The sequence below is a fragment of the Actinosynnema sp. NPDC023587 genome (assembly GCF_040640215.1).
GTDB lineage: Bacteria > Actinomycetota > Actinomycetes > Mycobacteriales > Pseudonocardiaceae > Actinosynnema.
Map to the genome: position 1 here is coordinate 279946 of NZ_JBFABG010000001.1, position 22474 is coordinate 302419.

The window sequence follows — 22474 nt, forward strand, 5'->3', positions numbered from 1 at the left end:
ACCCCCGCCCGGTCAGCTCCCCAGGGCCGCCTGGATGGGCCCGATGGCGAAGTAGACGACGAACGCCGAGGCCACCACCCACATCAGTGGGTGCACCTCGCGGGCGCGCCCGGTCATCGCCCGCAACAGCACGTAGCTCACGAAACCCGCGCCGATCCCGTTGGCGATCGAGTAGGTGAACGGCATGACCACGATCGTCAGGAACGCGGGCAGCGCCACCGCGAAGTCGCCGAAGTCGATCTCCCTGACCTGGGAGATCATCAGCGCGCCGACGATCACCAACACCGGGGCCGCCGCCTCGACCGGGACGACCGCGTACAGCGGCGTCAGGAACATCGCGGCCAGGAACAGCAGGCCGGTCACGACGTTGGCCAGCCCGGTCCGCGCGCCCTCCGCGATCCCCGCCGCCGACTCGACGAACACCGTGCTGGACGAGGAGGACGACACCCCGCCCGCGACCGCGCCGACGCCGTCCACGAACAGCGCCCTGCTCACGCCCGGCAACTGCCCGTCCTGGCCGATCAGGCCCGCTTCCTTGCCGAGCCCGGTCATCGTGCCGACGGTGTCGAAGAAGTCCGTGAGGACCAGCGTGAACACCACGAGCGCGGCGGTCAGCGCCGGCACCCGGGTCCACGCGCCGAACGACACCTCGCCCAGCAGCGACAGGTCCGGCAGCCCGAGCACCTGCTCCGGCAGGGCGGGGTAGCCGAGGTTCCAGCCCCTCGGGTCCACGCCCCGCGACGGCCCGGCCCCGACCAGCGCCTCGATCGCGATGGACAGCACGGTCGCGCCGAGCACGCCGATCAGGATCGCGCCCTTCACCCGGCGCGCCACCAGGATGCCGGTGACCACCAGCCCGACCACGAACACCAGCGTCGGCCAGGACGCGATCGACCCGTTGATGCCCAGGCCGACCGGGACGGTCGTGCCGGCGGCGTCCGGGACCCGCCGCACGAACCCGGCGTCGACCAGGCCGATGAAGCAGATGAACAGCCCGATGCCGACCGCGATCGCCGCCTTGAGCTCCTTCGGCACCGCGTTGAACACCGCCGTGCGCACGCCCGTGACGACGAGCAGGAGGACGACCAGGCCGTTCACCACGACCAGGCCCATGGCCTCCGGCCAGGTCATCTTCGGCACGATCGAGACGGCCACGAACGAGTTGATGCCCAGGCCGGTGGCCAGCGCGAACGGGTAGTTGGCGACGAGTCCGAACAGGATGGTCATCACCCCCGCGCACAGCGCGGTGACGGCGGCGACCTGCGACACGGGCAGGATCGCGCCGAGGACGTCCTTCTTCGCCGACGGGTCGTCCGCCGCGAAGCTGCCCAGGATGAGCGGGTTCAGCACGACGATGTAGGCCATCGTCACGAACGTGACCACGCCGCCGCGCACCTCGCGCCCGACCGTGGAGCCGCGTTCGGAGATCTTGAAGTAACCGTCGAGCCCGGTGGCCATGCCGTGCTCCCCTTCCCGTGGGTGTTCCGCCGGGGCGAGCGTGCCGCACCCGTGTTTCCGGCGGGTAGCCTGCCCGACGTGGCCGAACAGACCCAATCGCCGCCCGCCCCGCCCGCGCTGCCGGCGCGCCTGGCCGACCCGGTGCCCGCGATCGCGGCGGGGACCGCGCTGTGGTTCCTCGTCTTCCTGGTGGTGCTGGTGTTCTTCCGGGAGCAGACGACGCTGCTGTGGACCTGCCTGTCCGGGGGCGTGCTGGGGTTCATCGGCTACGGCGTCTTCCGGTGGCAGCGATCGGCGGCCCGGAGGGGTTCGCGCACCGCCCAGCAGGGGCTGGTCGACTAGCCGGTGGACGACGGCCCACGCGCGGGTGACCGGGTCCACGACCACGGGCCGTCCCGATCGCGGTCAGCGCGCCGGTGATCTTCGCGCGGCCCGCCGACCGCCGGCTGGTCGACGGGACCTCGGGGGCGGTGCCCGTCTCCGAGGTCCCGTCGGCCATGCGCGGTCCTGGAGCGCCGGCGCGGCGGTGCGGTACCGCCGGTTCAGCCGAGCAGGACGGTCGGGGTCGGGTCGGCGATCAGGGCCGCGAACGTGTGGCGGTCCGCCCACCGCCCGGTCGACCAGGCCAGCGCCCGCGCCAGGCCCTCCGGGGTGTCGGCCGCGTGCGGGACCTCGCCCGCCACCCACCACGACACCTCGTGCCGCTCGTCCTCGAACTCCACCACCAGTTCGTCGTGCACGACCACCGGCGTCGTCGGCAGCTCCACGCCCAGCAGGTCGCAGGCCAGCCGCACCGCGCCCAGCTCCGACCACACCACCTCGTCGCCGTCGCCCTCGACCTCGCCGGTGATCTCCTCGGACGCGAGCGGCAGCGCCAGCAGCTCGGCCAGCACCTCCGCCGACCCCTCGGCGGCCAGCACCTGCGTCCCGGGCAGCACGCCGAGCAGCCACGGCAGGTCGAGCACCACGACGTCGTCGGCCACCACGGCCTCGCCGGACAGCACCCGCACCCGGTCCGGCGGCTCGACGCTCACCGAGTCGGCCACCTCGGCCAGCGCCGCGTGCACCCGCAGCACCAGCGCGTCGGCGAGCGCGCGCGACGGGTCGCCCAGCCGGGCCAGCAGGTCGGTGACGTCGTCCTCGTCCACGACCTCCAGCGACGTCCGGACCCCGGCCGCCGCCAGCACGCGCGCGGGCAGGCCGACGTCGGGCACCACGTCGTACAGGCCGTCCAGGCCCTCGGCGTCGGCCAGCCGCCAGGCCGCCGGCGGCGCGCCGCCGAGGGAGGCGTAGCGGGCCAGCCACCAGCCCGTGTAGCCGTCCGGCTCGGTCACCGCGCGCCACGTCACCGGGTCGCCGGCCATCAGGCGCAGCGCCTCCGGCCACTTGTCGCGGGCCACCAGGTCCAGGTCGCGGATGCCGCGCACGCGCGTGGGCGGCTCGTCCGCGCCGTCCCACCAGTGGTCCTCGTCCGCCAGGTCGTGGTCGGGCCCGCTCGGCGCGTCGTCCACGACCACGGTGAACCCGTCCAGCACGCCCACGCCGGCCAGCACCTCGCGCGGCCACGACGAGGCCAGCCCGGCCGACAGCGTGCCGATCGGGGCGTCCTCCTCCAGCACCGGCAGCAGCGGCGAGTCCGGGAACGCCAGCTCGTCGGCGCGCCGCCACCCGCCCTCGGCGTCGGGGAGCGCCAACTCGCCCAGCCACGGCCGGCCACCGGCCCGCGCGACCAGCGACAGCACCGCCCGGACCAGCTCGGGGCCGTCCATCGCGGGATCGTCCAGGCTGCGGTGCACGGACTCGCGCACGGCCTCGGAGTCGAGCAGTTCGGCCGGCCCGGCCTCGGTCGCGCCCAGGCGCAGCAGCAGCGGGTGCGCGGCGTCCGGGTGCACGATCCGCAGCCCGGACAGGTCCGGCGGTACGTCCGAGGACAGCACCAGCACACCGCGCGGCGAGCTCACCAGCCGGCCGTCGGCCAGCGGCACGGGCAGCGCGGCCATCTCCTCGCGCGCGGTGGAGTCGACGTCCGCCAGCGGGGCCAGCGCCTGGTAGACCTGCCGCCACCAGCCCGGGTCGCCGCCGACGCCCGCCAGGGCCTCGACCACCTCGCCCACGGACATCCGCGGCACGTCCAGCGCGGCCAGCGCCCTGGCGTGGCCGGGCAACGTCAGCTCGGCGTCGAGCAGGCCGGGGACCACGTCCTCCAGCAGCTCGACCAGTTCCTCCGACGGCGCGTCCAGCACCTTCGCCGACGCCGGCGCGGCCCAGTCGCCGCTGGCCAGCGGCAGCCAGGCCGCCGTGCGCAGCGCGCCGAGCACCCCCTCGCGCAGCCGTCCGTCCACTTCGGACAGCGGGAAGCCGGGCAGCGGCACCAGCGCGGTCCGCTCGACGGCCGGCAGCGCGGTCACCAGGTCCGGGTACGCGGCGGCGGCCCGCTCCAGCACGAACGACGCGGCCGGGCCGACCAGCACCCGCCGCCGGGACGGCTCCACCGGCAGCGTGGCGATCAGGCGCGCGGGCAGCGACAGCTTCTCGTCGGTCGGCGTCGGCGCGTGCAGCACGTCGCCGGACAGCGGCTCGTCCATCGGCCACGCCCAGCACACGTGCCAGCGCGGTCGGGCCTCGACGCCCTGGACCAGCGACGACGGCAGCTCGCCGGCCGCGCGCAGGACCCGCCAGCGGGCCGTGCCGGCCGGGCCGGTGAGCACCACGACGCCGTCGTCCTCGGCGCGTTCCCACACGTCGGAGCCGATCTCGACCCGGCGCAGGCCGGGCAGCGCCAGCAGCAGGTCGGGGACCTGCTCGGCGAACTCGGCGAGCAGCGCCGAACCGTCGACCCGGAGCGGCAACCGCACCTCGGTGGCGAACCCCGGCGGCAGGTCGGCTTCGTCGGTCGGCCACACCATCCGCAGCACCGGCACGTCGCCGCCGCGCGCGGTGGCCAGCTCCGGCACCGCCTGCCGGGTGCGGGAGGCCGAGAACAGCACGCCACCGGAGGTGGACACGACGCGCGGCGCGTCGGTCACCGCCAGCACGGCCGCGAACCCGACGCCGAACTGCCCGACGGTGTCGGCGGACTTGGCCGACGCGCGCAGCGAGGCGAGCGCGGCCACGCCGGCCGCCGTCAGCGGCGCACCGGTGTTGGCCGCCCGCAGCTCACCGTCCACGACGGACAGCCGCAGCACGCCGGGTGCGGAGCCGGCCGCGTCGGAAGCGTTCTGCGCCAACTCCACCAGCAACCGGTCGCGGTAGCCGCCGAGCCTCAGGTCCTCCTCGGCGTTGGCGTCCTCGCGGAACCGGGTGGGCGAACCGCGCCACGCGGCGAGCACCGAGTCGCGCAGCGCCTCGGTGCCGAAGGGGTCCCGGTTCACCGAGAGGTGCCCGGCGCGGTCTCCGGTTCGGTCACCGCGTTCGCCTCGACGTCCAGCAGGGCGTCGTCGTAGACCAGGTCGGCCACCGGCACGGCGGGGATGTTCTCCACCTCGACCTCGGAGTGCGCGCCGCAGCCGTACTCCACGTGCACGACGTGGCCGTCCGCGGGCGTCAGCTCGTTCGCGCACACGCCGAACGCCGCGCCCAGCGATCCCGCCACCCGCTGGTAGAAGCCGCACGTGCCGCACTGCGCGGGCGCGCCGCGGGCCATGTCGCTGCGCGGGCCGAAGTCGCCGCCGTGCCAGCGCGCGGCGGCGTCGAGCACGCCTTCGCGGGACAGCACCCGCACGCGGCCGAGCCCGACCTCCAGCGCGACCTCCTCGACCGCCGGGTCCTCGGACTCGACGTAGCCGGGGACCAGGCGCGGGTCGTCCTCGCGGGGCGGGAGCAGGTCGCCGACGCCGAGGTCGCCCGCGCGGACGCGGTCGTGCCAGGGCACCCAGTCCGGCGCGACCAGCGCGTCGTCGCCGGGCAGGAGGACCACCTCGGACACGGACACGGGCGTGCCGTCGCCGGCGTGGGCGATGGTCACCGCCCAGGACCAGCCCCGGTAGCCCGCCCGTTCGGCCTCGAACAGGTGGGTGACCGACGCGTCGTCCTCGGCGAGCACCCCGACGTGGTCGCCGACGGGCTCGGCCCCGGCTTCCTCCTGCGCGGCGGCACGGGCGAGGTCGACCGCTCCGGAGTCGACGAGCACTGGATCGGGCTGCTGGGTCGGCGTGGCGGTCACAGGTGAATTGTGCCGCACGTCCGCGCGGTGCCGCGCACACGTGCCACCCTTTCGGACGTGCGGTGGCTCCCGGTGGTCGTGGTGTTCGTCCTGTCGGCGGCGTGCACGGCTGCGCCGAGCGGACCGGAACAGCACCCACCGCCCTCCTCCGGGGTCGAGGTCCTGGGCTCGATCCCGCACGACCCGGAAGCCTTCACCCAGGGCCTGGAACTGGTGGACGGCGTGCTCTACGAGGGCACGGGCCTCGAAGGACGGTCCACGATCCGCCGCGTCGACCCCCGGAACGGGCAGGTCACCAAGCAGGTCGACCTGGCACCCGAGCTCTTCGGCGAGGGCATCACCGTGGTCGGCGACGAGCTCTGGCAGATCACCTGGCAGAACGGCGTGGCGATCCGCCGGAACCGGGAAACACTCGAAGAAGTGAAGCGCGTCACGTACGAGGGCGAGGGCTGGGGCCTGTGCCACGACGCCGGCCGCCTGGTGATGAGCGACGGCACGGAGGAGCTGCGCTTCCGCGACCCCGGGACGTTCGCCGAGACCGGCCGGGTGACCGTGAAGCGCAACGGCGTCCCCCTGGTCAGGCTCAACGAGCTGGAGTGCGTCGGCGGTCAGGTGTGGGCCAACCTGTGGCAACTGGACGAGGTCGTGAGGATCGACCCGGCCAGCGGGAACGTCACCGCGACGGTGGACCTGGCGGGCATCCGCCCGCCGGACGTGCCGCGCACGGACGTGCTGAACGGCATCGCCGCCGTCCCCGGCACCGACGAGTTCCTGGTGACCGGCAAGAACTGGCCGACCACCTTCCGGGTCAGGTTCCCGACAGGGTGATGGCGAGCCCCGTCTTCACCGCGTCGAACACCGGCATCGTCTCGTAGCGCTTCACGTTCTCGTCCCGCTGGAACAGCGCGTCGCCCAGCTCCCGGCAGCGGCCCATGTCGGAGGTGGAGAGCACCACGAGGTAGTCCCACCGGCCGGCGAGCTCGTAGCACTGCTGCACCTCGGGCGTGGCCCGCATCCGCTCGGCGAACCGCCGGTGGTGCGCGTGGGACTCCCGCTCCAGCACGACCAGCACGACCGCCAGCATCCCGCCCAGCCGGGTGCCGTCCAGCACGGCGACCTCCCGGGTCAGCACGCCGGAGGAGCGGTAGCGGTTGATCCGCCGCTGCACCGCGCTGGGTGAGAGACCGACCAGTTCGCCCAGCTCGTGCAGGGTCAACCCGGCGTCGAGCTGGAGCTGGTCGAGCAAGGCGCGGTCCACGTCGTCCACGCAAAAATCTTGCGCCAAGGCGGGATGATTTTCAATCGCCACCACCGGGCCCCGCCCTACGGTTGCGGGGTGGACATCGCCTTGGAGAACATCGCCCGAGCGGCCGAGACCATCGACCCGGTGTTCCGGGGCAGCCCCCAGTACGTGGACGGGCAGTTGTGCGCCGAACTCGCCCGCCGGGTCCTGATCAAGGTCGAGACCGCCAACCCCCTGCGCAGCTTCAAGGGCAGGGGAGCCGACTTCCTGGCGGCCTCGCTGCCCGCCGGCCAACCGGTGGTGTGCGCGTCGGCGGGCAACTTCGGCCAGGCCCTCGCCTACGCCGGGCGCGGCCACGGCTTCCCGGTCGACGTGTTCGTCTCCACCCGGGCCACCCCCGCGAAGATCACCCGGATGCGCTCCCTCGGTGCCACCGTCCACGAAAGGGACGGCGATTTCACCCTGGCGAAGGACGCGGCCCGGGAGCACGCCGAACGGGTCGGCGCGACCTTCGTGGAGGACGGCAAGGAGCCCGCCATCACCGAGGGGGCCGGCAGCATCGCCGTGGAACTGCTCACCGCCGGCCGGGCGATCGACGCGGTCGTCATCCCGGTGGGCGACGGCGCGCTGATCACCGGGATGGCCCGGTGGCTCAAGGAGCACTCCCCGGCCACCCGGATCATCGGCGTCTGCGCCCGGGGCGCTCCCGCGCTGGCGCTGGCCTGGGCGGGCAAGACCCACAGCGGCCCGGTCGACACCATCGCCGACACCATCGCCGACGGCATCGCCGTCCGCGTCCCCGTCCCCGAAGCCGTCCCCCGCCTCCGGGCCCTGGTGGACGACATCGTCCTGGTCGACGACCAGGCGATCCGCCGAGCCGCCGACACCGCCTTCCGCGCCCTGGGCCTGGTGCTGGAACCGGCGGGCGCGGCGGGCCTGGCCGCCATCGCCGTGCACGACATCCCCGGCGAGACCATCGCCACCGTGCTCACCGGGAGCAATGTCTGAGACAGGGCGGTGCGCGTGAGGCAGGATTGACCACGTGACGCGTCCACCGCCGGAAGACCCGGCGCGGCGGTACCCGTGGGAAGACGACGAGTACAAGCCGCGCACCCGGCCGTACCCCTCGGCGGACCAGGAGGAAGCGCCCCCGCCGGCGGACCGCCCCACCGGTCCCACCGCGCCGAAGAAGCTCACCGTCACCCGGGTGGCGCTGTGGCGGACCAGGCAACTGGGCGGTCAGGCGGTGGCGGCGTTCCGCAAGGCCGCCCACGCCGACGGCGCGAAGCAGTCCGGCCTCTCCTCGCTCACCTACGCGGTGATGATGAACTACGCCGCCGACGCGGCGATGGCCGTGGCCCTGGCGAACACCCTGTTCTTCTCCGCCGCGACCGGCGAGAGCCAGGGCAAGGTGGCGCTCTACCTGCTCATCACCGTGGCACCCTTCGCCCTGGTCGCGCCGGTGATCGGCCCGGCCCTGGACAAGATCCAGCACGGCCGCCGGGTCGCCCTGGCGGCCTCCTGCGTCCTGCGCGTGGTCCTGGCCGTGGTCATGGCGGTGAACTTCGACAACTGGGGCCTCTACCCCGCCGCCCTGGGCAGCATGGTCCTGTCGAAGTCCTTCACCGTGCTCAAGGCCGCGATCACCCCGAGGGTGCTGCCCAGCGAGATCACGCTGTCCAAGACGAACGCCCGGATGACCGTCTTCGGCCTCGCCGCCGGCGGTGTCTTCGGCCTGGTCGCGGCAGGGTTCGCCAACATCTTCGGCTCCCCCGGCGCGCTCTGGTTCACCGCCGTCCTCTGCCTGGTCAACGCGTGGCTGTGCCTGCGCATCCCGTCCTGGGTGGAGGTGACCGACGGCGAGGTCCCCACGTCCCTGAGGGCGCAGCCGCAGAGGGCCGCACGCCAGCCCCTCGGCCGCACGGTCGTGGTGAGCCTCTGGGGCAACGGCGCGATCCGCATGCTCACCGGCTTCCTGATGCTGTTCTCCGCGTTCGTCGTGCGCGCGCAGACCGAAGGCGACGCCTTCATGCAACTGCTGCTGCTCGGCGCGATCGCCGGGGCGGCCGGCGTGGGCAGCTTCCTCGGCAACGCCGTGGGTGCCCGGCTCCAGTTCGGCCAGCCGGACCAGGTGGTCATCGGCTGCCTGAGCGCCGCGCTGATCTCGACGATCGTCGCCGCGCTGCTCCCCGGCCTGATCACCGCCGCCGCCGTCGGCCTCATCGGCGCGACGGCGAGTTCGCTGGCGAAGGTCAGCCTCGACGCGGTGATCCAGGACGACCTCCCCGAGCAGTCCAGGGCCTCGGCCTTCGGCCGCTCGGAGACCATCCTCCAACTGGGCTGGGTGTTCGGCGGCGCGCTGGGCGTCCTGCTGCCCACCGAGTACTGGGTGGGCTTCACCGTCCTGTCGGGCCTGCTGGCCTGCGGCCTGGCCCAGACCGTCCTGTCCCGGCGGGGCGGCTCGCTGATCCCGGGCCTGGGCGGCGACCGCCCCATCCGCACGTCCGCCGTGACGCCGTAGGCTCCTGGCCCGTGCGCCGAGTACTGCCGATCCTGCCGCTCCTGGTCGTCGCGGGTTGTGCCATGCCGCAGAACCCCGAGGTGACGTTCTACGCCGACGGCAAGGCCGTCAACGTCCACCCGACCCAGTACTGCGACGTGCGGTCGGAGGACTGCCAGGTGGACGCCCAGGCCACCGGCGTGCTCAAGATCCGGCCGGGAAAGCCCGTGCAGATCTCGGTTCCGGGCGACCTGGCGAAATCGGCCTGGTCGGTGAAGTTCACCTACCGGAACGCCCAGGGCGACCAACAAGAGCCGCTGCGCAGCAAGCTCTTCACCGAACGCGACCCGCAATACGCCTACACCCTGGTCCTGCCGAACCCGGACGACCAACTGGAAAGCGTGGAAGTCCAGCAGTACGGCTCCAGGATCGAAGCCGGCACCACCGGAGCCCTGGACTTCGTGGCCCGGGGAACCTGGGTCCTCTCGGTGGACGACCGGGAATAAGAGTCGGCTGCACAGGCAACTCACGACCGGTGGCTGACGACGTTGTCGCGCCGTAACTCCCCGAGCATCGAACGTCGACAACCTCCAGACCGTGACCGTGGCCGGCTCCACCCCGATGGACCGCTTGGCGACGAGGATCAGTTCCGAGCGTCGTGACCTCTGGGCAGGTTTGCGGGTTCTGCCGCGTCCCCGTCATTCCAGATCGGACGCCCGAACTCCCCGACCTGCACAGCTCCGGGAGGAGGAAGGGCCCGTCCGCCGCCGATTGCCCCAATCAGTTCTCGAACCTCCTCGGCAGCACCGCCTTCCAGGTGGTCCAACGCTTTCTCGAACCACTCGACAGCCTCGTCCGCGTCACCTTTTTCGTGAGCCAGTCGACCCAGTAGGACATGACATTCGGCCCGTTCCTGAGCGATCGAAGGATCGCCTGCGTCTTCGGCGTAGAGTTCGTCAGCGCGGGCGAACTTCTTAGCCGCGTTGTCCAACTTTCCCGACAGGAACGCCAGCGCTCCGAGTTCGCGCAACGCCCACGCGACCCCCACCTGGTTTCCGCACGTGAAATTCCACTCGACCAACTCGACCAGGCAGGCGATGACCCCGTCGTTCATTCCACGCGCTCGATAGACACTGGCGAGGGTGTCCAACGAGTGAGCGTGCCCGCTGAGTGCATCGTGAGTCGGGTTCGCCTGACACGAGGCTCGCCAGACGGAGACCATGCGGGACGCGGTAACCGTGGCGGCGGGGAAGTCGCCCAGCTTGGCGTAGGTGACTGTCGCCCCGTAGAGGAGCGTCGAGACGGACCTCGCCACCGGAAACCGATCAGCCAGTTCCAGGCTGACGCCGTGGAGCTTGGGTACGTCGATTTCCGGTCTGCCCGAAGGCAGCGCCGCCCACAGGTAGCCGAGCAACTCGACCGCTTCGTCGACTTCCCCCTTCGTCATGCAGAACCGGACAACCGACAGGACATTGTCGGGCGACGTCATGAGGACCACTTCTCATTCTCGGATTCAGACGGGCAGCTCGGGTGACGAGTTCACGACCGTGCCGGGCACAGCTCGGACAAGTCGACGAGTTCCAGCGGCGCGAGTGCGACCAGTGCGCTCGCGATAAACGTGGAACCCGGCTGAAGTTTTCGACGTTCTTTCTTAGTGGAGCAGTGTGCGGCATCTTCCCTCAGACCGTCCGACCGTAGCGCCGCGACCGATCAACAGAATTGGCCCGGCCACCTGGCGTAGATGCCTCGACAGCCGAAAATGCACTTCGGCCGTCCACACGGCCACCACCACGATGACGATCACCGCCAGACCGACCCGGCTCATCTCGCGCCCACCTCCACCTGTCAGGCCGCCGGAACCTTTGGATCAACCCGGAGGCGTGTAGTCAGGGAGTAGCCTGTTGGATGCGGAGCGTTGTCGGAATCAAGTAAGCGTCCACAGCCGTCCACAGTCGTCGGGAGCCAGTCGCCGTGTCCGAGACAGCACGAGCGCTTCGCGCGGCCAGAGAGGCGGCGGGCTTGAGCTTGGCCGTGATGGCCCAACGCACGCACTACAGCAAGTCGATGCTCGGGATGGTGGAGAACGGCCAACGGACCGCGACGCCCGACCTGGTGGCGGCCTACGAACGTGCGTTGAACGCACAGGGGTTGGGTGAGGATGTGAACAGACGGGAACTGCTGGCGGCAGCCGCAGCCGTGCTCGCCGGGGCGAACACGCCGGAGCCACTGGCCCGCCTGCTCGACGGGCTCACGGCCGCCGAGGCTCCCGGCAGGGTCGGACGTTCGGAAGTGGCAGCCGTTCGGCACGCCACCTCCGTCTACACGACGATGGATCTCCGCTACGGAGGTGCCGTGGCGGCAGACGTCTCCAGTGGCGCACTCCGTTGGGCGGTAAGCCTTTTGGACGCACCCATGCGGGAAGACACTCGCGTCGCCCTCTCAGCGGCGGTGGGGGCGCTGGCGGACCGGACGGCGTGGACGCACTTCGACTCCGGGCAGACCTATTCGGCGCGCCGGTTGTCGACGCTGGCGCTCCGCACGGCCGACGCCGGGGCCGATCCGGACCTCCGCGCGCACGTGGTGTTGAACATGGCCGCGCAGGTCGGTGACGCCCTGCCCACGGACGCGGTGAACCTGGTCGAGTCGGCCCTGTCCGACAGCCGGGTCTGCGGACCGGAGCGCGCGAACCTCCACGGCGTCCTGGGAAGGCACCTGGCGAAAGCGGGCGAGAAGCGCCTGGCGCTCCGGCACGTCGCCAAAGCGGAAACCCTCGCCCAGCACGGTGGGGAAACCCCGCCGTGGCTGAGCTTCGTCACGACGGCGCACCTCGACTCGATCATCACTCAAGCCCTGGCCGCCGCCGATGAGAACCGTGAGGCGATCCGACGGTTCGAGAACCTGCTACCCCGCCTGGGCGCGGACCGGTCGAGAGGCCGCGCGGGGCGCATGATCGACCTCGCCACCCTCTACGCCAGGACCGATCGGCTGGACGAAGCACGAGCACTGGCCGACAAGGCCGACAACGCCCTGAACGACGTCAGGTCCGCACGCGTGACCGCTCAACTGGCAGCCCTGCGGCAGCGAGTGCAGCCCTCAAGCCCCTGAAAACCTCCCAGAACCGAGCGACCGCAAGGCTCGACCCCGCTTTACGGATCAAGCTCCCGGGCCACCGCCCGAACCACATCCGCGATCACCTTGGTGTTCTTGCGCTCCGGGTACCGCCCCCGCCGCAACTCGGGCTGGACCTTCGTCTCCAACAGCTTGATCATGTCGTCGATCAACCCGTGCAGCTCCTCGGCCGGACGACGTCGGGCCTCGGCCACCGAGGGCGCGGGGTCGATCAGCCGCACGGACAGGGCCTGCGGCCCGCGCCGCCCCTCGGCCATGCCGAACTCGATGCGCTGCCCGGCCTTCAGGCCCTCGACGCCCGGAGGCAGCGCGGATTTCCGCACGTACACGTCCTCGCCACCGTCCTGGGTGACGAAGCCGAAGCCCTTTTCCGAGTCGTACCACTTGACCTTGCCGGTCGGCACCGCGCTCACCAATCCTTTTGACGATCACACGACGAACGCGCCCCGGGCGTGCCCAGGACGCGTCCCAACAGACTATCCAGAAGTGCCGCTCCGGGGCACCTCCGATTGCGGGACATGCCCGGACTACGCTCACCCGCATGACGTCGCAGAAGCTGATGCCGGTGGCGGTGGTCCTCTTCGCGGTGGGCGTCGTCGCGATCATCGCGATGTTCGTCGCCGGCGAGAGCGGCCTCCCCGCCTGGGTGTTCGCCGCCGGCTGGCTGCTCGCCCCGGCCGGTCTGGCGCTGGGCGTGCTCAGCGCCGTGCGCAACTCCCGGCGGCGAGCGTAGCGGCGTTCTCCCGCAACCAGCCCGGGAACAGCTCCAGCGAGGTCAGCACCACGTCCGCGCCCTCCGCGACCAGCTCGTCGTGCGAGCACGGCCCGGTGACCACCCCGACCGCCACCGCACCGGCGGCCAGCGCCCCGCGCACGTCCCCGACGTGGTCCCCCACGTACACCGCCGCGCCGGCGAGCTTCAACGCCTCGGCCTTGCCGGTGGACCACAGCTCGCCGAACAACCCGTCGACCTCCCAGCCGAGCGCCGACAGGTGCAGGGCCGCGTTCGCCCGGTACTTCCCGGTCACCACCAGCACGCTCCCGCCCAGCTCACGCACGGCCGCAAGCGATTGCGCCGCGCCGGGCAGGGCCACCGTCGCCGGGATGACGATCTCCGGGTAGAGCGCGCGGAACCGCGCCACCAGGTCCGGGATCTCCTCCTCGGGCACGCCCCGATCGCGGTAGACCATGTCCAGCGGCGGGCCGAGGTTGGCCGCGAAGTGCGCCCCGTCGAGCGGGTAGCCGCATTCGGCCGCGACGGCGTCCATCACCGCGACCATGCCCGGCCGGGGGTCGATGAGCGTCATGTCGAGGTCGAATCCCACGGTCAACGGCACATTCGCACTCTACGGTCCACCGGGGTTTACAAAAAAGCGCTCTGTGTAAAGCTGGACGCCGTGACGGAACTCACCCGCACGGTGCTCGAAGCCGCGACCGACCTCCTGGCGTCGCGGGGCGTCCAGGGCCTCCGGATGGCCGACGTCGCCACGAGGGCCGGGGTGAGCAGGCAGTCCGTCTACAACGAGTTCGGCAACAAGGAACGGATCGTGCACGCCGTCGCCCTCTACAAGACCGAGGAATTCCTCGACGGCGTGCGCTCCCGGCTCGCCACGGCGGCGGACCCCGTCGACGGGGTCCGCGACGCCACCGCCTTCGTCTTCGAGCGCGCCGCGCGGGACCCGCTCACCCAGTCCCTGTTCAGCGGGGCGAACGCCGAGGACATGCTCCCGCTGGTGACCACGCGCGGGCACCCGGTCATGGCCGCCGCGACCGACGTGTTCCTGGAGCACTTCCACCTGCACTACCCGTGGCTGTCGGCGGAGCGCGCCGAGCTGATCGCCGAGCACGTGGTCCGGCTCATGATCAGCCACCTGCTGACGCCCAGCCGCGACCCGGTGCAGGCCGTGGTCTGCATCACCCACGCGCTGCTCCACGCGCCCTGACGGCCCGCACCCGGTCCACGCCACTTCGGCACGCCACCGCCCGCGTGCGGCAAGATGGTGGGGTGCGGATCATCTTGAACCTCATCTGGCTGGTGCTGAGCGGGTTCTGGCTCGCGATCGGGTACGTGCTGACCGGGATCATCTGCTGCGTCCTGATCATCACCATCCCGTGGGGGCTGGCCGCGTTCCGCATCGCGAACTACGCGCTGTGGCCGTTCGGCCGGACCGTCGTGGACCGGCCGGGCGCGGGCGCGCCGTCGCTGCTCGGCAACGTCATCTGGATCGTCGTGGCCGGGATCTGGCTGGCGATCGGGCACGTGGTCAGCGGCGTCCTGCTGTGCGTCACGATCATCGGCATCCCGCTCGGGATCGCCAACTTCAAGATGGTCCCCGTGTCGCTCATGCCGCTGGGCAAGGAGATCGTCCCGGCCTAGCGCGGAACCACCCGCCGGCCGGCTACTCCGCGGGCCGCTGGTCGAGCTGGACCACCAGACACGGCCCGCCGCTGTACAGCCCGGCGTCGACGGCCAGCACCCGGTCGTCCGCGTACCGCAGCGGTCCGTCGATCTCCTGCGGCGGCACGCCCAACTGGTCGGCGATGACGCTGTGCCCGTGCACCACCTCGGCACCGCCCAGCACCTCCAGCAGGTCGGCGGCCACCGTCCCGCCGTCCGGGCCGCGGAACGCGTACCGGGTGGTCATCTTGCGCCAGCACTCCCACCACGCTTCGAGGTCGTGCCCGTCGAGCAGCTCGCGCACGGCGGCGTTGACCTCGTCGATGGAGTCGCCCCACTCCAGGTAGGCGAGGGTGTCGGAGTGCATCAGCAGGTGGCTGTCGACGCGGTGCAGCACCGGGCGCGACGTCAGCCACTCGATGTGCCGGTCGGTGAGCCGGTCCTGGTCGCTGCGCAGGCCGCCGTTGAGCAGCCAACTGCGCGCGAAGCTGCGCGGCGTCGGCGCGTTCGGCACGTGCTCGTCGCCGAACCGGTGCATCCCCAGCAACAGGATCTCGTGGTTGCCGATGAGGGCGTCCACCTGCCCGCCGCTCTGCTCGGACAGCCTCATCACGAATTCGATGACGCCGATGCCGTCCGGACCCCGGTCCACGAAGTCGCCGAGGAACCACAGCTCGGCGTCGCCGCCTGCCCAGTCGCCCGCCTCGTCCACGAGGTCTTGGGCGTGCAGGGCGCGGGTGAGCTCGGCGAGGTGCCCGTGCACGTCGCCTACCACGAAGAGCGGTCGGTCCACACCGCGACGATAAGCGACGTCGCCGCGCGGCGCGCACGTGTGGATCAACCGACGGCCCGGTTGGTCCGGATGGCGACGTCCGAACCGGCCCGACCGGCCTCCCCCTCCGGGGTGAACTCCGCGCCGTGGCCGTGGTGTCACGGGCGGTGAGCCCGTCCTCAGGTCCACGAAAGAGCACTTGGCGCGGGTCGCAATGGTGGACGCGGCGGTGGATGCGGTGGTGGGTCGCGGCGGTGGCGGAGACATCGCCACGGGAGTGCTGACGCCCCGGGAGCACGTCGGCCGGCTGCGACCGCACGCCGACCGGCTCAGCCGGCTCCCGTCACTCGGTCTCGGAGCCGGCCAGCACCCGGCCGAGCACCTCGCGGTCTCCGGTGACCCGCACCTCTTCCGGGGCGAGCCGACCCCAGAGCAGCAGGTAGAGCTGTTCGGCCGTGCCCGCCACTGTCACGGTCACCGTCGCGCCGCCCGCGTCCAGCCGCCGCAGCGCCCCCGTGCCGTCCGGTGCGCCGATCAACCAGGACCGGTCCGGCGCGACCAGCTCGACCACGACCGGGCCGAGGCCCCGCGCCCGGTCGCCCAGGCAGTGGTCGATGAACTCGTCCACCCCGTCCGCCGCCAGGTCCGCCGGGACCGGCTCGGGCGCGCCCACCGCGCTCTGCGCGTCCCAGCAGTGCACGACCAGTTCGTGCGCCTGCCGCCAGGCCACCGCCGTCGCCCGGTCCTTCCCCTCTTCTCCCCACCACGCCCACAGCACCGCGTCCGGCGAGCAGAAGCGCTGCACGGCCTGGTACCGCGCGGTGATCTCGCGCCAGCCGGCGACCCGGTCCGGGCCCGTCTCCCCGGCGCGGCGCGCGGCGTCCGCGTCCGGGCGCTCGCCCTTGGCCAGGACCACGGACGTCCACCACCCCTGGACCTCGGCGAGGTGCGCCACCAGGTCGTCCACCGTCCACCCCGGGCAGCTCGGCACCGCGCGCTCCAGGTTGCCGTCCACCGCGTCGCCGAACGCCTCGCCGTACCGCTCCAGAACCGCCAGGTGATCGATGCCCATCCCCGGACGCTAACCGGGCGGTACGACATTCCCGATCCCGTCGCGGGTCAGCGCCCGCGCGCAACGGGCCCGCCTAGCCCGGGAACGGGTCGGCCGACCTCCCCACCAGGTCCGCGATGGACTTCAGCACGAGGGTCGGCCGGTACGGGTAGAGCTCCGCCGTCGTGTCCGCCGAGATCCCGGTGAGCACCAGGATCGTCCGCAGCCCGGCTTCCAGCCCGGCCCGCACGTCCGTGTCCATCCGGTCACCGATCATCAGCGTGTTCTCCGAGTGCGCGCCCAGCGCCCGCAACGCCGAGCGCATCATCAACGGGTTCGGCTTGCCCACGTAGTACGGCTCGCGCCCGGTGGCCCGCTCGATCAGCGCCGCGATCGAGCCCGTGGCCGGCAGCGAACCCTCCCGCGACGGCCCGGTGGCGTCGGGGTTGGTCGCGATGAACCTCGCGCCCTCCTCCACCAGCCGGATCGCCTTGGTGATCGCGGTGAAGCTGTACGTGCGGGTCTCGCCGAGCACCACGTAGTCCGGGTCCCGGTCGGTCAGCACGTACCCGATCTCGTGCAGCGCCGTGGTCAACCCGGCTTCGCCGATCACGAACGCCGAGCCGCCGGGCCGCTGCGAGTCCAGGAACCGGGCGGTGGCCAGGGCGGACGTCCAGATCGCCGACTCCGGCACCTCCAGCCCGGTGCGGGCCAGCCGGGCGCGCAGGTCGCGCGGCGTGTAGATCGAGTTGTTGGTGAGCACGAGGAACGGGGTGCCGTTCGCGGTGAGCTCCGCGACGAACTCGCCGGACCCCGGGATCGGGTGCTCCTCGTGCACGAGCACGCCGTCCATGTCCATCAGGTAGTTCCAGCGCTCACCCATGCCCGCCATGCTGCCGGCCAACCCGCCGACCGGCCTCCGGTCAGCCTTCGACGACGCGCTTGCGGAAGAGGTCGATCACGGACTTGTGGTAGCGCTCCAGCACCGCCCACTCCTCGGGCGCGAACTGGGCCAACGCCTCCCGCAACGTCTCCTGCGCGCCCACGAACAGGTGGCCGAACCGCTCCTCTGCGACGGTGACCTCGACCAGCACCTTGCGCCGGTCGTGCGGGTCGCGCACGCGCCGCACGTACCCGGCCTTCTCCAGCCGGTCGATCACCCCGGTCACCGCGCCGGTGGACAGGCCGGACAGCTCGGCGATCTTGCCGGCGGTGATCGGCTCCTCCGCGCGCACCGCCAGGTCCAGGCACTTCTCGTCGGTCGGCGACAACCCCATCCGCTCGGCCACGCGGCTGTGGAACAGGGTGGTGAGCGCGCTCGTCTCGCGGGCGTAGAAGCCGAACCGCTCCAGCACTTCGGCGGGGACGTCGTGCTCGCTCGTCATGTCAAATAATTTAGCTGGCGAGAGACCCGCGCAGGCACCGTCCTCCAGCGCGGCCCACGACGCCGACCCCGTCGGGGGCCACGACCACGGAGGTGGGAGCAGTACCCTGGCAGAGGTGACGGCTGTCGAGTTGGGACTACCCGGCGTGCGCGGCACGCCCGAGACGACGACGAGGCCCGACTCCCCGCTGCTGGTCGACAAGTTCGGCCGGGTCGCGACCGACCTGCGGGTGTCGCTGACCGACCGGTGCAACCTCCGGTGCACCTACTGCATGCCCGCCGAGGGCCTGGACTGGCTGCCCAAGCCGGAACTGCTCACCGACGACGAGCTCGCCCGGCTGATCGGCGTGGCGGTGACCGGGCTCGGCGTGACCGACATCCGGTTCACCGGCGGCGAGCCGCTGTTGCGGCCCGGCCTGGAGCGGGTGATCGCCGCGACCGCCGCCCTGACCCCCCGGCCCCGGATGTCCATGACCACGAACGGCGTCGGCCTGGCGCGCCGCGCCGGTGCCCTGGTCGACGCGGGCCTGAACCGGGTGAACGTCTCGCTGGACACCCTCGACCCCTCGCGCTTCCACGCGCTGACCAGGCGCGACCGCCTTGAGGACGTGTTCGAGGGGCTGGCCGCCGCGCGCGCGGCCGGGCTGACCCCGGTGAAGGTCAACTCGGTGCTGATGCGCGGCGTGAACGAGGACGAGGCCGTGCCGCTGCTGCGGTTCTGCCTGGAGCACGGGTACCAGCTCCGGTTCATCGAGCAGATGCCGCTGGACCCGCAGCACGCGTGGGACCGGGACGACATGGTCACCGCCGAGGAGATCCTGGCGGCGCTGCGCGGCGCGTTCGAGCTGACGCCCGAGCCCGGTGCCCGGGGCGGCGCGCCGGCCGAGCGGTGGCTGGTCGACGGCGGGCCCGCCGTGGTGGGCGTGATCGCGTCCGTGACCAGGCCGTTCTGCGCGGCGTGCGACCGGACCCGGCTGACCGCGGACGGCCAGGTCCGCAACTGCCTGTTCAGCCAGTCCGAGACGGACCTGAGGGCGCTGCTGCGCGGCGGCGCGTCCGACGAGGAGATCGCCGGGCGGTGGCGGGCGAACTCGTGGGCGAAGGCGGCCGGGCACGGCATCAACGACGACGGCTTCCACCAGCCCGAGCGGCCGATGAGCGCGATCGGGGGATGACGTGGTGCGGCTGACGGTGCGGTACTTCGCCGGCGCGCGGGCGGCGGCCGGGGTGCCGGACGAGAGCCTGGAGCTGTCCGGTGCGCCCACGGTGGCGCACGTGCTCGACGCGATGTGCGCGCGGCACGGGGACGGCTTGGGGCGCGTGCTGGCGGCGTGCAGCTTCCTGTTGGACGGCGTGGCCGTGCGCGACCGCGACACCCCCGTCGGGCCGGGGGCTCAACTGGACGTGCTCCCGCCCTTCGCCGGCGGTTGACGAACCTCCCACCCCAACCCCCGCCCCGACCGTCCGAGGAACCTCATCGCCGACCGCTGAAGGACCTTCCGGACGCGGCCGGCAGGTGTTCTCCAAGGGGCCGAATGACGTGAGGGAGACCTCACTCAACGTGATCCATCTCGACAGATCTCAGAACGGAAACGAGACGGTAACGGCCATCTGACCTGGCTAAACACCCATCTCGACAGATCACCCCAAACCGTTACAGTGATGCCTGACACACCTAGAACGTTTGGACGTGCGCTCCTCGGTTACGTACGGTCGCTCTTCGGTTGGCCCCGACCAACCACGAGCACCACCGGGATGCCACGCACCGAACCCTGTCCAGTGGCCCCGGCACCAAACCCCGAGCGAGGAAAACCGCCGGACAGGGACTGATCGACGAGCCGGGCCCCGAACCCGCGTCGGTCGTGCAGGTGTGGTGGGCCGAGAGGGAAATGGCTTCTTACCGAGGCAAGCACCGCCCGACCATCAGCGCCACCGCCCGCACCGTCGCGAAGGTCGCCGTCGCCGGCGTCATCGTGGGTGCTCCCCTGGGCCTGGCCGCCGGAACCGCGAACGCGCAGGGCTCCGGAGTCAACTGGGACACGGTCGCCGCGTGTGAGAGTGGCGGTAACTGGGGCACCAGCACCGGCAACGGCTACTACGGCGGGCTCCAGTTCCTGCCCAGCACCTGGACCGCCAACGGCGGCTCCGGCATGCCCCACCAGGCTTCCCGCGAGGAGCAGATCCGCGTCGCGGAGAACGTCCTGGCGACCCAGGGCATCGGCGCGTGGCCGGTGTGCGGGCCGAAGGGCCTCGGCGGCGGTGCCGCTCCGGCCCCGAAGCGGACCGCTCCGGCCCCGGCGCAGCAGCGCCAGGCGACCCCGCAGCCCCAGCAGCCCCAGCAGCAGGCCCCCGCGCAGGTGCAGGAGGAAGCTCCCGCTCCCGCCCCGGTGACCGTGGCGCTGCCCAGCGACAACCCGGCCGGCGACTACGAGATCAAGACCGGCGACAGCCTGTCGAAGATCGCGACGGAGCTCAAGGTCGAGGGCGGCTGGTCGAAGCTGCACGAGCTCAACAAGGAGTTCATCCCGAACCCCGACCTGATCATGGTGGGTCACAAGATCGCCACCAAGTGATCCGGGCCGGCGACTGCCGGCACCAGACCAGAGACCCCGCCGTTCCCCCCGACGGCGGGGTCTCTGCTGTCCGACCCCGACCCCGACCCCGACCCCGACCCCGAGCTTGAGCTTGAGCTTGAGCTTCGTGCGCCGGGTAGTGTCGGTGGTCCGTGAGACGATGAGACCGGGGGCCGGAGGCCACGCCTCGACGAATCCCGCCCGCCTCCCGCCGAGCAACCAGTGCGGGGACCGGCGCGGAAACCGGCGCGGTGGCAAGCGCGGAGACCAGCGCGGCGATCGGTGCGGAGACCGGCGCGGCGCGACGAACCGGCCGACACGGCGGACAGCGCGGTGACCGCCTCGCGGTCAGGCGGTCAGGGCGGTCAAGCGGTCAGGGGCGGTCGGGCGGTCAGGGGCAGTTGACCCACTCGTCGGTACCGTCGGCGAAGACCTGGCGCTTCCACACCGGGAGGCGGCGCTTCACCTCGTCCACCAGCTCCGAGCACACCCCGAACGCCTCCGCCCGGTGCTCGGCCGACACCGCGCACACCAGCGCCACGTCCCCGATGGCCAGCTCCCCCACCCGGTGCGACACGGCGACCGCCCGCACCCCGGAGGACTTCGCCACCACGTCCGCCACCACCTCGGCCACCACGTCCGCCGCCGACGGGTGCCCGACGTACTCCAGCTCCCGCACCGCCCGCCCGTGGTCGTGGTCGCGGACGACGCCGGAGAAGGTCACCACCGCCCCCGCCGCCGCGTTCTCCACGAGGGTCGCGTGCTCGTCCACCGACAGCGGCTGATCGCTGACGGTCGCGCGCAGGACGTCGGTCATGCGTGGTCACCTCCGGCCAACTGGTCCACCGCGTGCTCCAGCAGCGTGCCGAGCACCGCCAAGCCGTCGCGCACCCCGCCGGTGGAGCCCGGCAGGTTCACCACGAACGTCCGCCCCGCCACGCCCGCCAGCCCGCGCGACAGCACGGCGGTGGGCACGCGCGGCCAGCCCGACGTGCGGATCACGTCCGCCACGCCCGGCACCTCGTAGTCCAGCACCGCGCGCGTGGCCTCGGGTGTGCGGTCCGTCGGGCTGATCCCGGTGCCGCCGGTGGTGATCACGACCGCCACCCCGTCCGCCACGGCCGCCCGCAGCGCTTCGGCCACCGGCTCGCCGTCGGGCACCACGGCCGCGTCGGGCACGGCGTACCCGCGCTCGCGCAGCCACGCCACGATGATCGGCCCGCCCCGGTCCTCGTACACCCCGGCGGCGGCCCGGTTGGACGCCGTCACCACCCGCGCTCCCCGCCCGCCGGTCGGCGGCGCGTCCCCGGCGGTCACGGGCGGACCCACCGGCCGGTCTTGCCGCCCTCTTTCCGCTCCACCCGCACCGCGTCGAGCGTCGCGGCCGGGTCGATCGACTTCACCATGTCGTGCAACGTCAGCCCGGCCACCGAGACGGCGGTCAGCGCCTCCATCTCCACGCCGGTCCGGTCGGTGGTGCGCACGGTCGCGGTGATCCGGACCTCCGCGTCCTCCAGCGCCAGGTCCACGACCACGCCGGACAGCGAGATCGGGTGGCACAGGGGCACGAGTTCCCAGGTCCGCTTGGCCGCCATGATCCCGGCGATCCGCGCCGTCGCCAGCGCGTCGCCCTTGGGCAGGCCGTCGCTGCCGAGCAGCACCACGACCTCGGCGGTGGTCCGCAGCACGCCGGACGCGACCGCCGTGCGGGTCGTCTGCTCCTTGGCCGACACGTCGACCATGCGGGCCGCGCCGCTTCCGTCGAGGTGGGTGAACTGCTTGCTCATGCGAACGATGCTATTCC

Annotated in this window: 26 protein-coding genes; 12 read left to right on the plus strand and 14 right to left on the minus strand. The window is 72.3% G+C overall.

The window, feature by feature from the left end:
* Window positions 1–12: 12 nt before the first annotated feature.
* Window positions 13–1458 carry an NCS2 family permease gene (locus AB0G01_RS01385; protein ID WP_360938266.1) on the minus strand — a complete coding sequence of 482 codons (1446 nt, stop codon included), beginning with the start codon at window positions 1456–1458 and terminating at the stop codon, window positions 13–15.
* A gap of 78 nt (window positions 1459–1536) precedes the next feature.
* On the opposite strand from AB0G01_RS01385, the gene AB0G01_RS01390 reads away from it, so the two are divergent.
* Complete coding sequence (locus AB0G01_RS01390; RefSeq protein ID WP_360938269.1) at window positions 1537–1800, plus strand: DUF2530 domain-containing protein; 264 nt, start codon at window positions 1537–1539, stop codon at window positions 1798–1800.
* Window positions 1801–2000: 200 nt separating this feature from the next.
* Here the strand turns inward: AB0G01_RS01390 and AB0G01_RS01395 are convergent, their stop codons facing one another.
* Together AB0G01_RS01395 and AB0G01_RS01400 are read right to left on the minus strand one after the other, a co-directional pair.
* Entirely contained in the window at window positions 2001–4829 is a 2829-nt protein-coding gene (locus tag AB0G01_RS01395) for a hypothetical protein (RefSeq protein ID WP_360938272.1), read from the minus strand.
* Entirely contained in the window at window positions 4826–5620 is a 795-nt protein-coding gene (locus AB0G01_RS01400; RefSeq protein WP_360938275.1) for a DUF3027 domain-containing protein, read from the minus strand. The genes AB0G01_RS01395 and AB0G01_RS01400 overlap by 4 nt, the downstream gene beginning before the upstream one ends.
* 57 nt (window positions 5621–5677) lie before the next feature.
* Between AB0G01_RS01400 and AB0G01_RS01405 the strand changes: the two genes are divergently transcribed.
* A complete protein-coding gene (locus tag AB0G01_RS01405) occupies window positions 5678–6448 on the plus strand; it encodes a glutaminyl-peptide cyclotransferase (RefSeq protein ID WP_360938278.1) in 771 nt (256 codons plus the stop codon).
* Here AB0G01_RS01405 and AB0G01_RS01410 read toward each other — a convergent pair.
* Window positions 6429–6887, minus strand: coding sequence for an Lrp/AsnC family transcriptional regulator (locus AB0G01_RS01410; RefSeq protein ID WP_360938281.1), 459 nt, complete (start codon window positions 6885–6887; stop codon window positions 6429–6431). The genes AB0G01_RS01405 and AB0G01_RS01410 overlap by 20 nt on opposite strands.
* Before the next feature lie 69 nt (window positions 6888–6956).
* Here AB0G01_RS01410 and AB0G01_RS01415 point away from each other — a divergent pair, with 69 nt between their 5' ends.
* The 3 genes from AB0G01_RS01415 to AB0G01_RS01425 are packed head-to-tail and all read left to right on the plus strand — an operon-like array spanning window position 6957 to window position 9869.
* Entirely contained in the window at window positions 6957–7871 is a 915-nt protein-coding gene (locus AB0G01_RS01415) for a pyridoxal-phosphate dependent enzyme (RefSeq protein ID WP_360938284.1), read from the plus strand.
* A gap of 34 nt (window positions 7872–7905) precedes the next feature.
* Window positions 7906–9384 (plus strand): MFS transporter, encoded by a 1479-nt coding sequence (locus AB0G01_RS01420; protein WP_360938287.1) that lies wholly within the window; start codon window positions 7906–7908, stop codon window positions 9382–9384.
* 11 nt (window positions 9385–9395) lie between these two features.
* Window positions 9396–9869: a DUF2771 family protein gene (locus tag AB0G01_RS01425; protein WP_360938290.1), complete on the plus strand. Its 474-nt coding sequence runs from the start codon at window positions 9396–9398 to the stop codon at window positions 9867–9869.
* Between the two features lie 137 nt (window positions 9870–10006).
* On the opposite strand, the gene AB0G01_RS01430 is transcribed toward AB0G01_RS01425, so the two are convergent.
* Window positions 10007–10852, minus strand: coding sequence for a tetratricopeptide repeat protein (locus AB0G01_RS01430; protein ID WP_360938293.1), 846 nt, complete (start codon window positions 10850–10852; stop codon window positions 10007–10009).
* 482 nt (window positions 10853–11334) lie between these two features.
* Between AB0G01_RS01430 and AB0G01_RS01435 the strand changes: the two genes are divergently transcribed.
* Window positions 11335–12468 carry a helix-turn-helix transcriptional regulator gene (locus tag AB0G01_RS01435; protein WP_360938296.1) on the plus strand — a complete coding sequence of 378 codons (1134 nt, stop codon included), beginning with the start codon at window positions 11335–11337 and terminating at the stop codon, window positions 12466–12468.
* A gap of 41 nt (window positions 12469–12509) precedes the next feature.
* Here AB0G01_RS01435 and AB0G01_RS01440 read toward each other — a convergent pair whose 3' ends face one another.
* Window positions 12510–12896, minus strand: coding sequence for a cold-shock protein (locus AB0G01_RS01440; RefSeq protein ID WP_360939834.1), 387 nt, complete (start codon window positions 12894–12896; stop codon window positions 12510–12512).
* A 137-nt stretch (window positions 12897–13033) separates the two neighbouring features.
* On the opposite strand from AB0G01_RS01440, the gene AB0G01_RS01445 reads away from it, so the two are divergent.
* Window positions 13034–13225, plus strand: a complete 192-nt coding sequence (locus AB0G01_RS01445) for a hypothetical protein (protein WP_360938298.1) — start codon at window positions 13034–13036, stop codon at window positions 13223–13225.
* Here the strand turns inward: AB0G01_RS01445 and AB0G01_RS01450 are convergent.
* The gene (locus tag AB0G01_RS01450; RefSeq protein ID WP_360938301.1) at window positions 13191–13829 is read right to left on the minus strand and encodes an HAD hydrolase-like protein; all 639 of its coding nucleotides are present in this window, start codon (window positions 13827–13829) and stop codon (window positions 13191–13193) included. The genes AB0G01_RS01445 and AB0G01_RS01450 overlap by 35 nt on opposite strands.
* Window positions 13830–13889: 60 nt before the next feature.
* On the opposite strand from AB0G01_RS01450, the gene AB0G01_RS01455 reads away from it, so the two are divergent.
* Both AB0G01_RS01455 and AB0G01_RS01460 read left to right on the plus strand, forming a co-directional pair.
* Window positions 13890–14435, plus strand: coding sequence for a TetR family transcriptional regulator (locus tag AB0G01_RS01455; protein WP_360938304.1), 546 nt, complete (start codon window positions 13890–13892; stop codon window positions 14433–14435).
* Between the two features lie 62 nt (window positions 14436–14497).
* Window positions 14498–14869: a YccF domain-containing protein gene (locus AB0G01_RS01460; protein WP_360938307.1), complete on the plus strand. Its 372-nt coding sequence runs from the start codon at window positions 14498–14500 to the stop codon at window positions 14867–14869.
* A gap of 22 nt (window positions 14870–14891) precedes the next feature.
* Here the strand turns inward: AB0G01_RS01460 and AB0G01_RS01465 are convergent, their stop codons facing one another.
* The 4 genes from AB0G01_RS01465 to AB0G01_RS01480 form a co-directional block, all read right to left on the minus strand.
* The gene (locus AB0G01_RS01465) at window positions 14892–15683 is read right to left on the minus strand and encodes a metallophosphoesterase (protein ID WP_360938310.1); all 792 of its coding nucleotides are present in this window, start codon (window positions 15681–15683) and stop codon (window positions 14892–14894) included.
* A gap of 322 nt (window positions 15684–16005) precedes the next feature.
* Window positions 16006–16734, minus strand: coding sequence for a maleylpyruvate isomerase family mycothiol-dependent enzyme (locus tag AB0G01_RS01470; RefSeq protein ID WP_360938313.1), 729 nt, complete (start codon window positions 16732–16734; stop codon window positions 16006–16008).
* 73 nt (window positions 16735–16807) lie between these two features.
* Window positions 16808–17596 (minus strand): HAD-IIA family hydrolase, encoded by a 789-nt coding sequence (locus tag AB0G01_RS01475; protein ID WP_360938316.1) that lies wholly within the window; start codon window positions 17594–17596, stop codon window positions 16808–16810.
* A gap of 40 nt (window positions 17597–17636) precedes the next feature.
* Window positions 17637–18098 (minus strand): MarR family transcriptional regulator, encoded by a 462-nt coding sequence (locus AB0G01_RS01480; protein ID WP_360938319.1) that lies wholly within the window; start codon window positions 18096–18098, stop codon window positions 17637–17639.
* 115 nt (window positions 18099–18213) lie between these two features.
* On the opposite strand from AB0G01_RS01480, the gene moaA reads away from it, so the two are divergent.
* The 3 genes from moaA (at window position 18214) to AB0G01_RS01495 (ending at window position 20670) form a co-directional block, all read left to right on the plus strand.
* The gene (moaA, locus tag AB0G01_RS01485) at window positions 18214–19272 is read left to right on the plus strand and encodes a GTP 3',8-cyclase MoaA (protein ID WP_360938322.1); all 1059 of its coding nucleotides are present in this window, start codon (window positions 18214–18216) and stop codon (window positions 19270–19272) included.
* 1 nt (window position 19273) lies between these two features.
* Window positions 19274–19528: a MoaD/ThiS family protein gene (locus tag AB0G01_RS01490; protein ID WP_360938325.1), complete on the plus strand. Its 255-nt coding sequence runs from the start codon at window positions 19274–19276 to the stop codon at window positions 19526–19528.
* Between the two features lie 458 nt (window positions 19529–19986).
* Window positions 19987–20670 (plus strand): transglycosylase family protein, encoded by a 684-nt coding sequence (locus tag AB0G01_RS01495; protein ID WP_360938328.1) that lies wholly within the window; start codon window positions 19987–19989, stop codon window positions 20668–20670.
* 391 nt (window positions 20671–21061) lie between these two features.
* On the opposite strand, the gene AB0G01_RS01500 is transcribed toward AB0G01_RS01495, so the two are convergent.
* The 3 genes from AB0G01_RS01500 to moaC are packed head-to-tail and all read right to left on the minus strand — an operon-like array spanning window position 21062 to window position 22457.
* Entirely contained in the window at window positions 21062–21487 is a 426-nt protein-coding gene (locus tag AB0G01_RS01500) for a molybdenum cofactor biosynthesis protein MoaE (RefSeq protein ID WP_360938330.1), read from the minus strand.
* The gene (locus AB0G01_RS01505) at window positions 21484–21987 is read right to left on the minus strand and encodes a MogA/MoaB family molybdenum cofactor biosynthesis protein (RefSeq protein ID WP_360938333.1); all 504 of its coding nucleotides are present in this window, start codon (window positions 21985–21987) and stop codon (window positions 21484–21486) included. Before AB0G01_RS01505 ends, AB0G01_RS01500 begins: the two co-directional genes overlap by 4 nt.
* Entirely contained in the window at window positions 21984–22457 is a 474-nt protein-coding gene (gene moaC, locus AB0G01_RS01510; protein WP_360938336.1) for a cyclic pyranopterin monophosphate synthase MoaC, read from the minus strand. The genes AB0G01_RS01505 and moaC overlap by 4 nt, the downstream gene beginning before the upstream one ends.
* Between the last annotated feature and the right edge of the window lie 17 nt (window positions 22458–22474).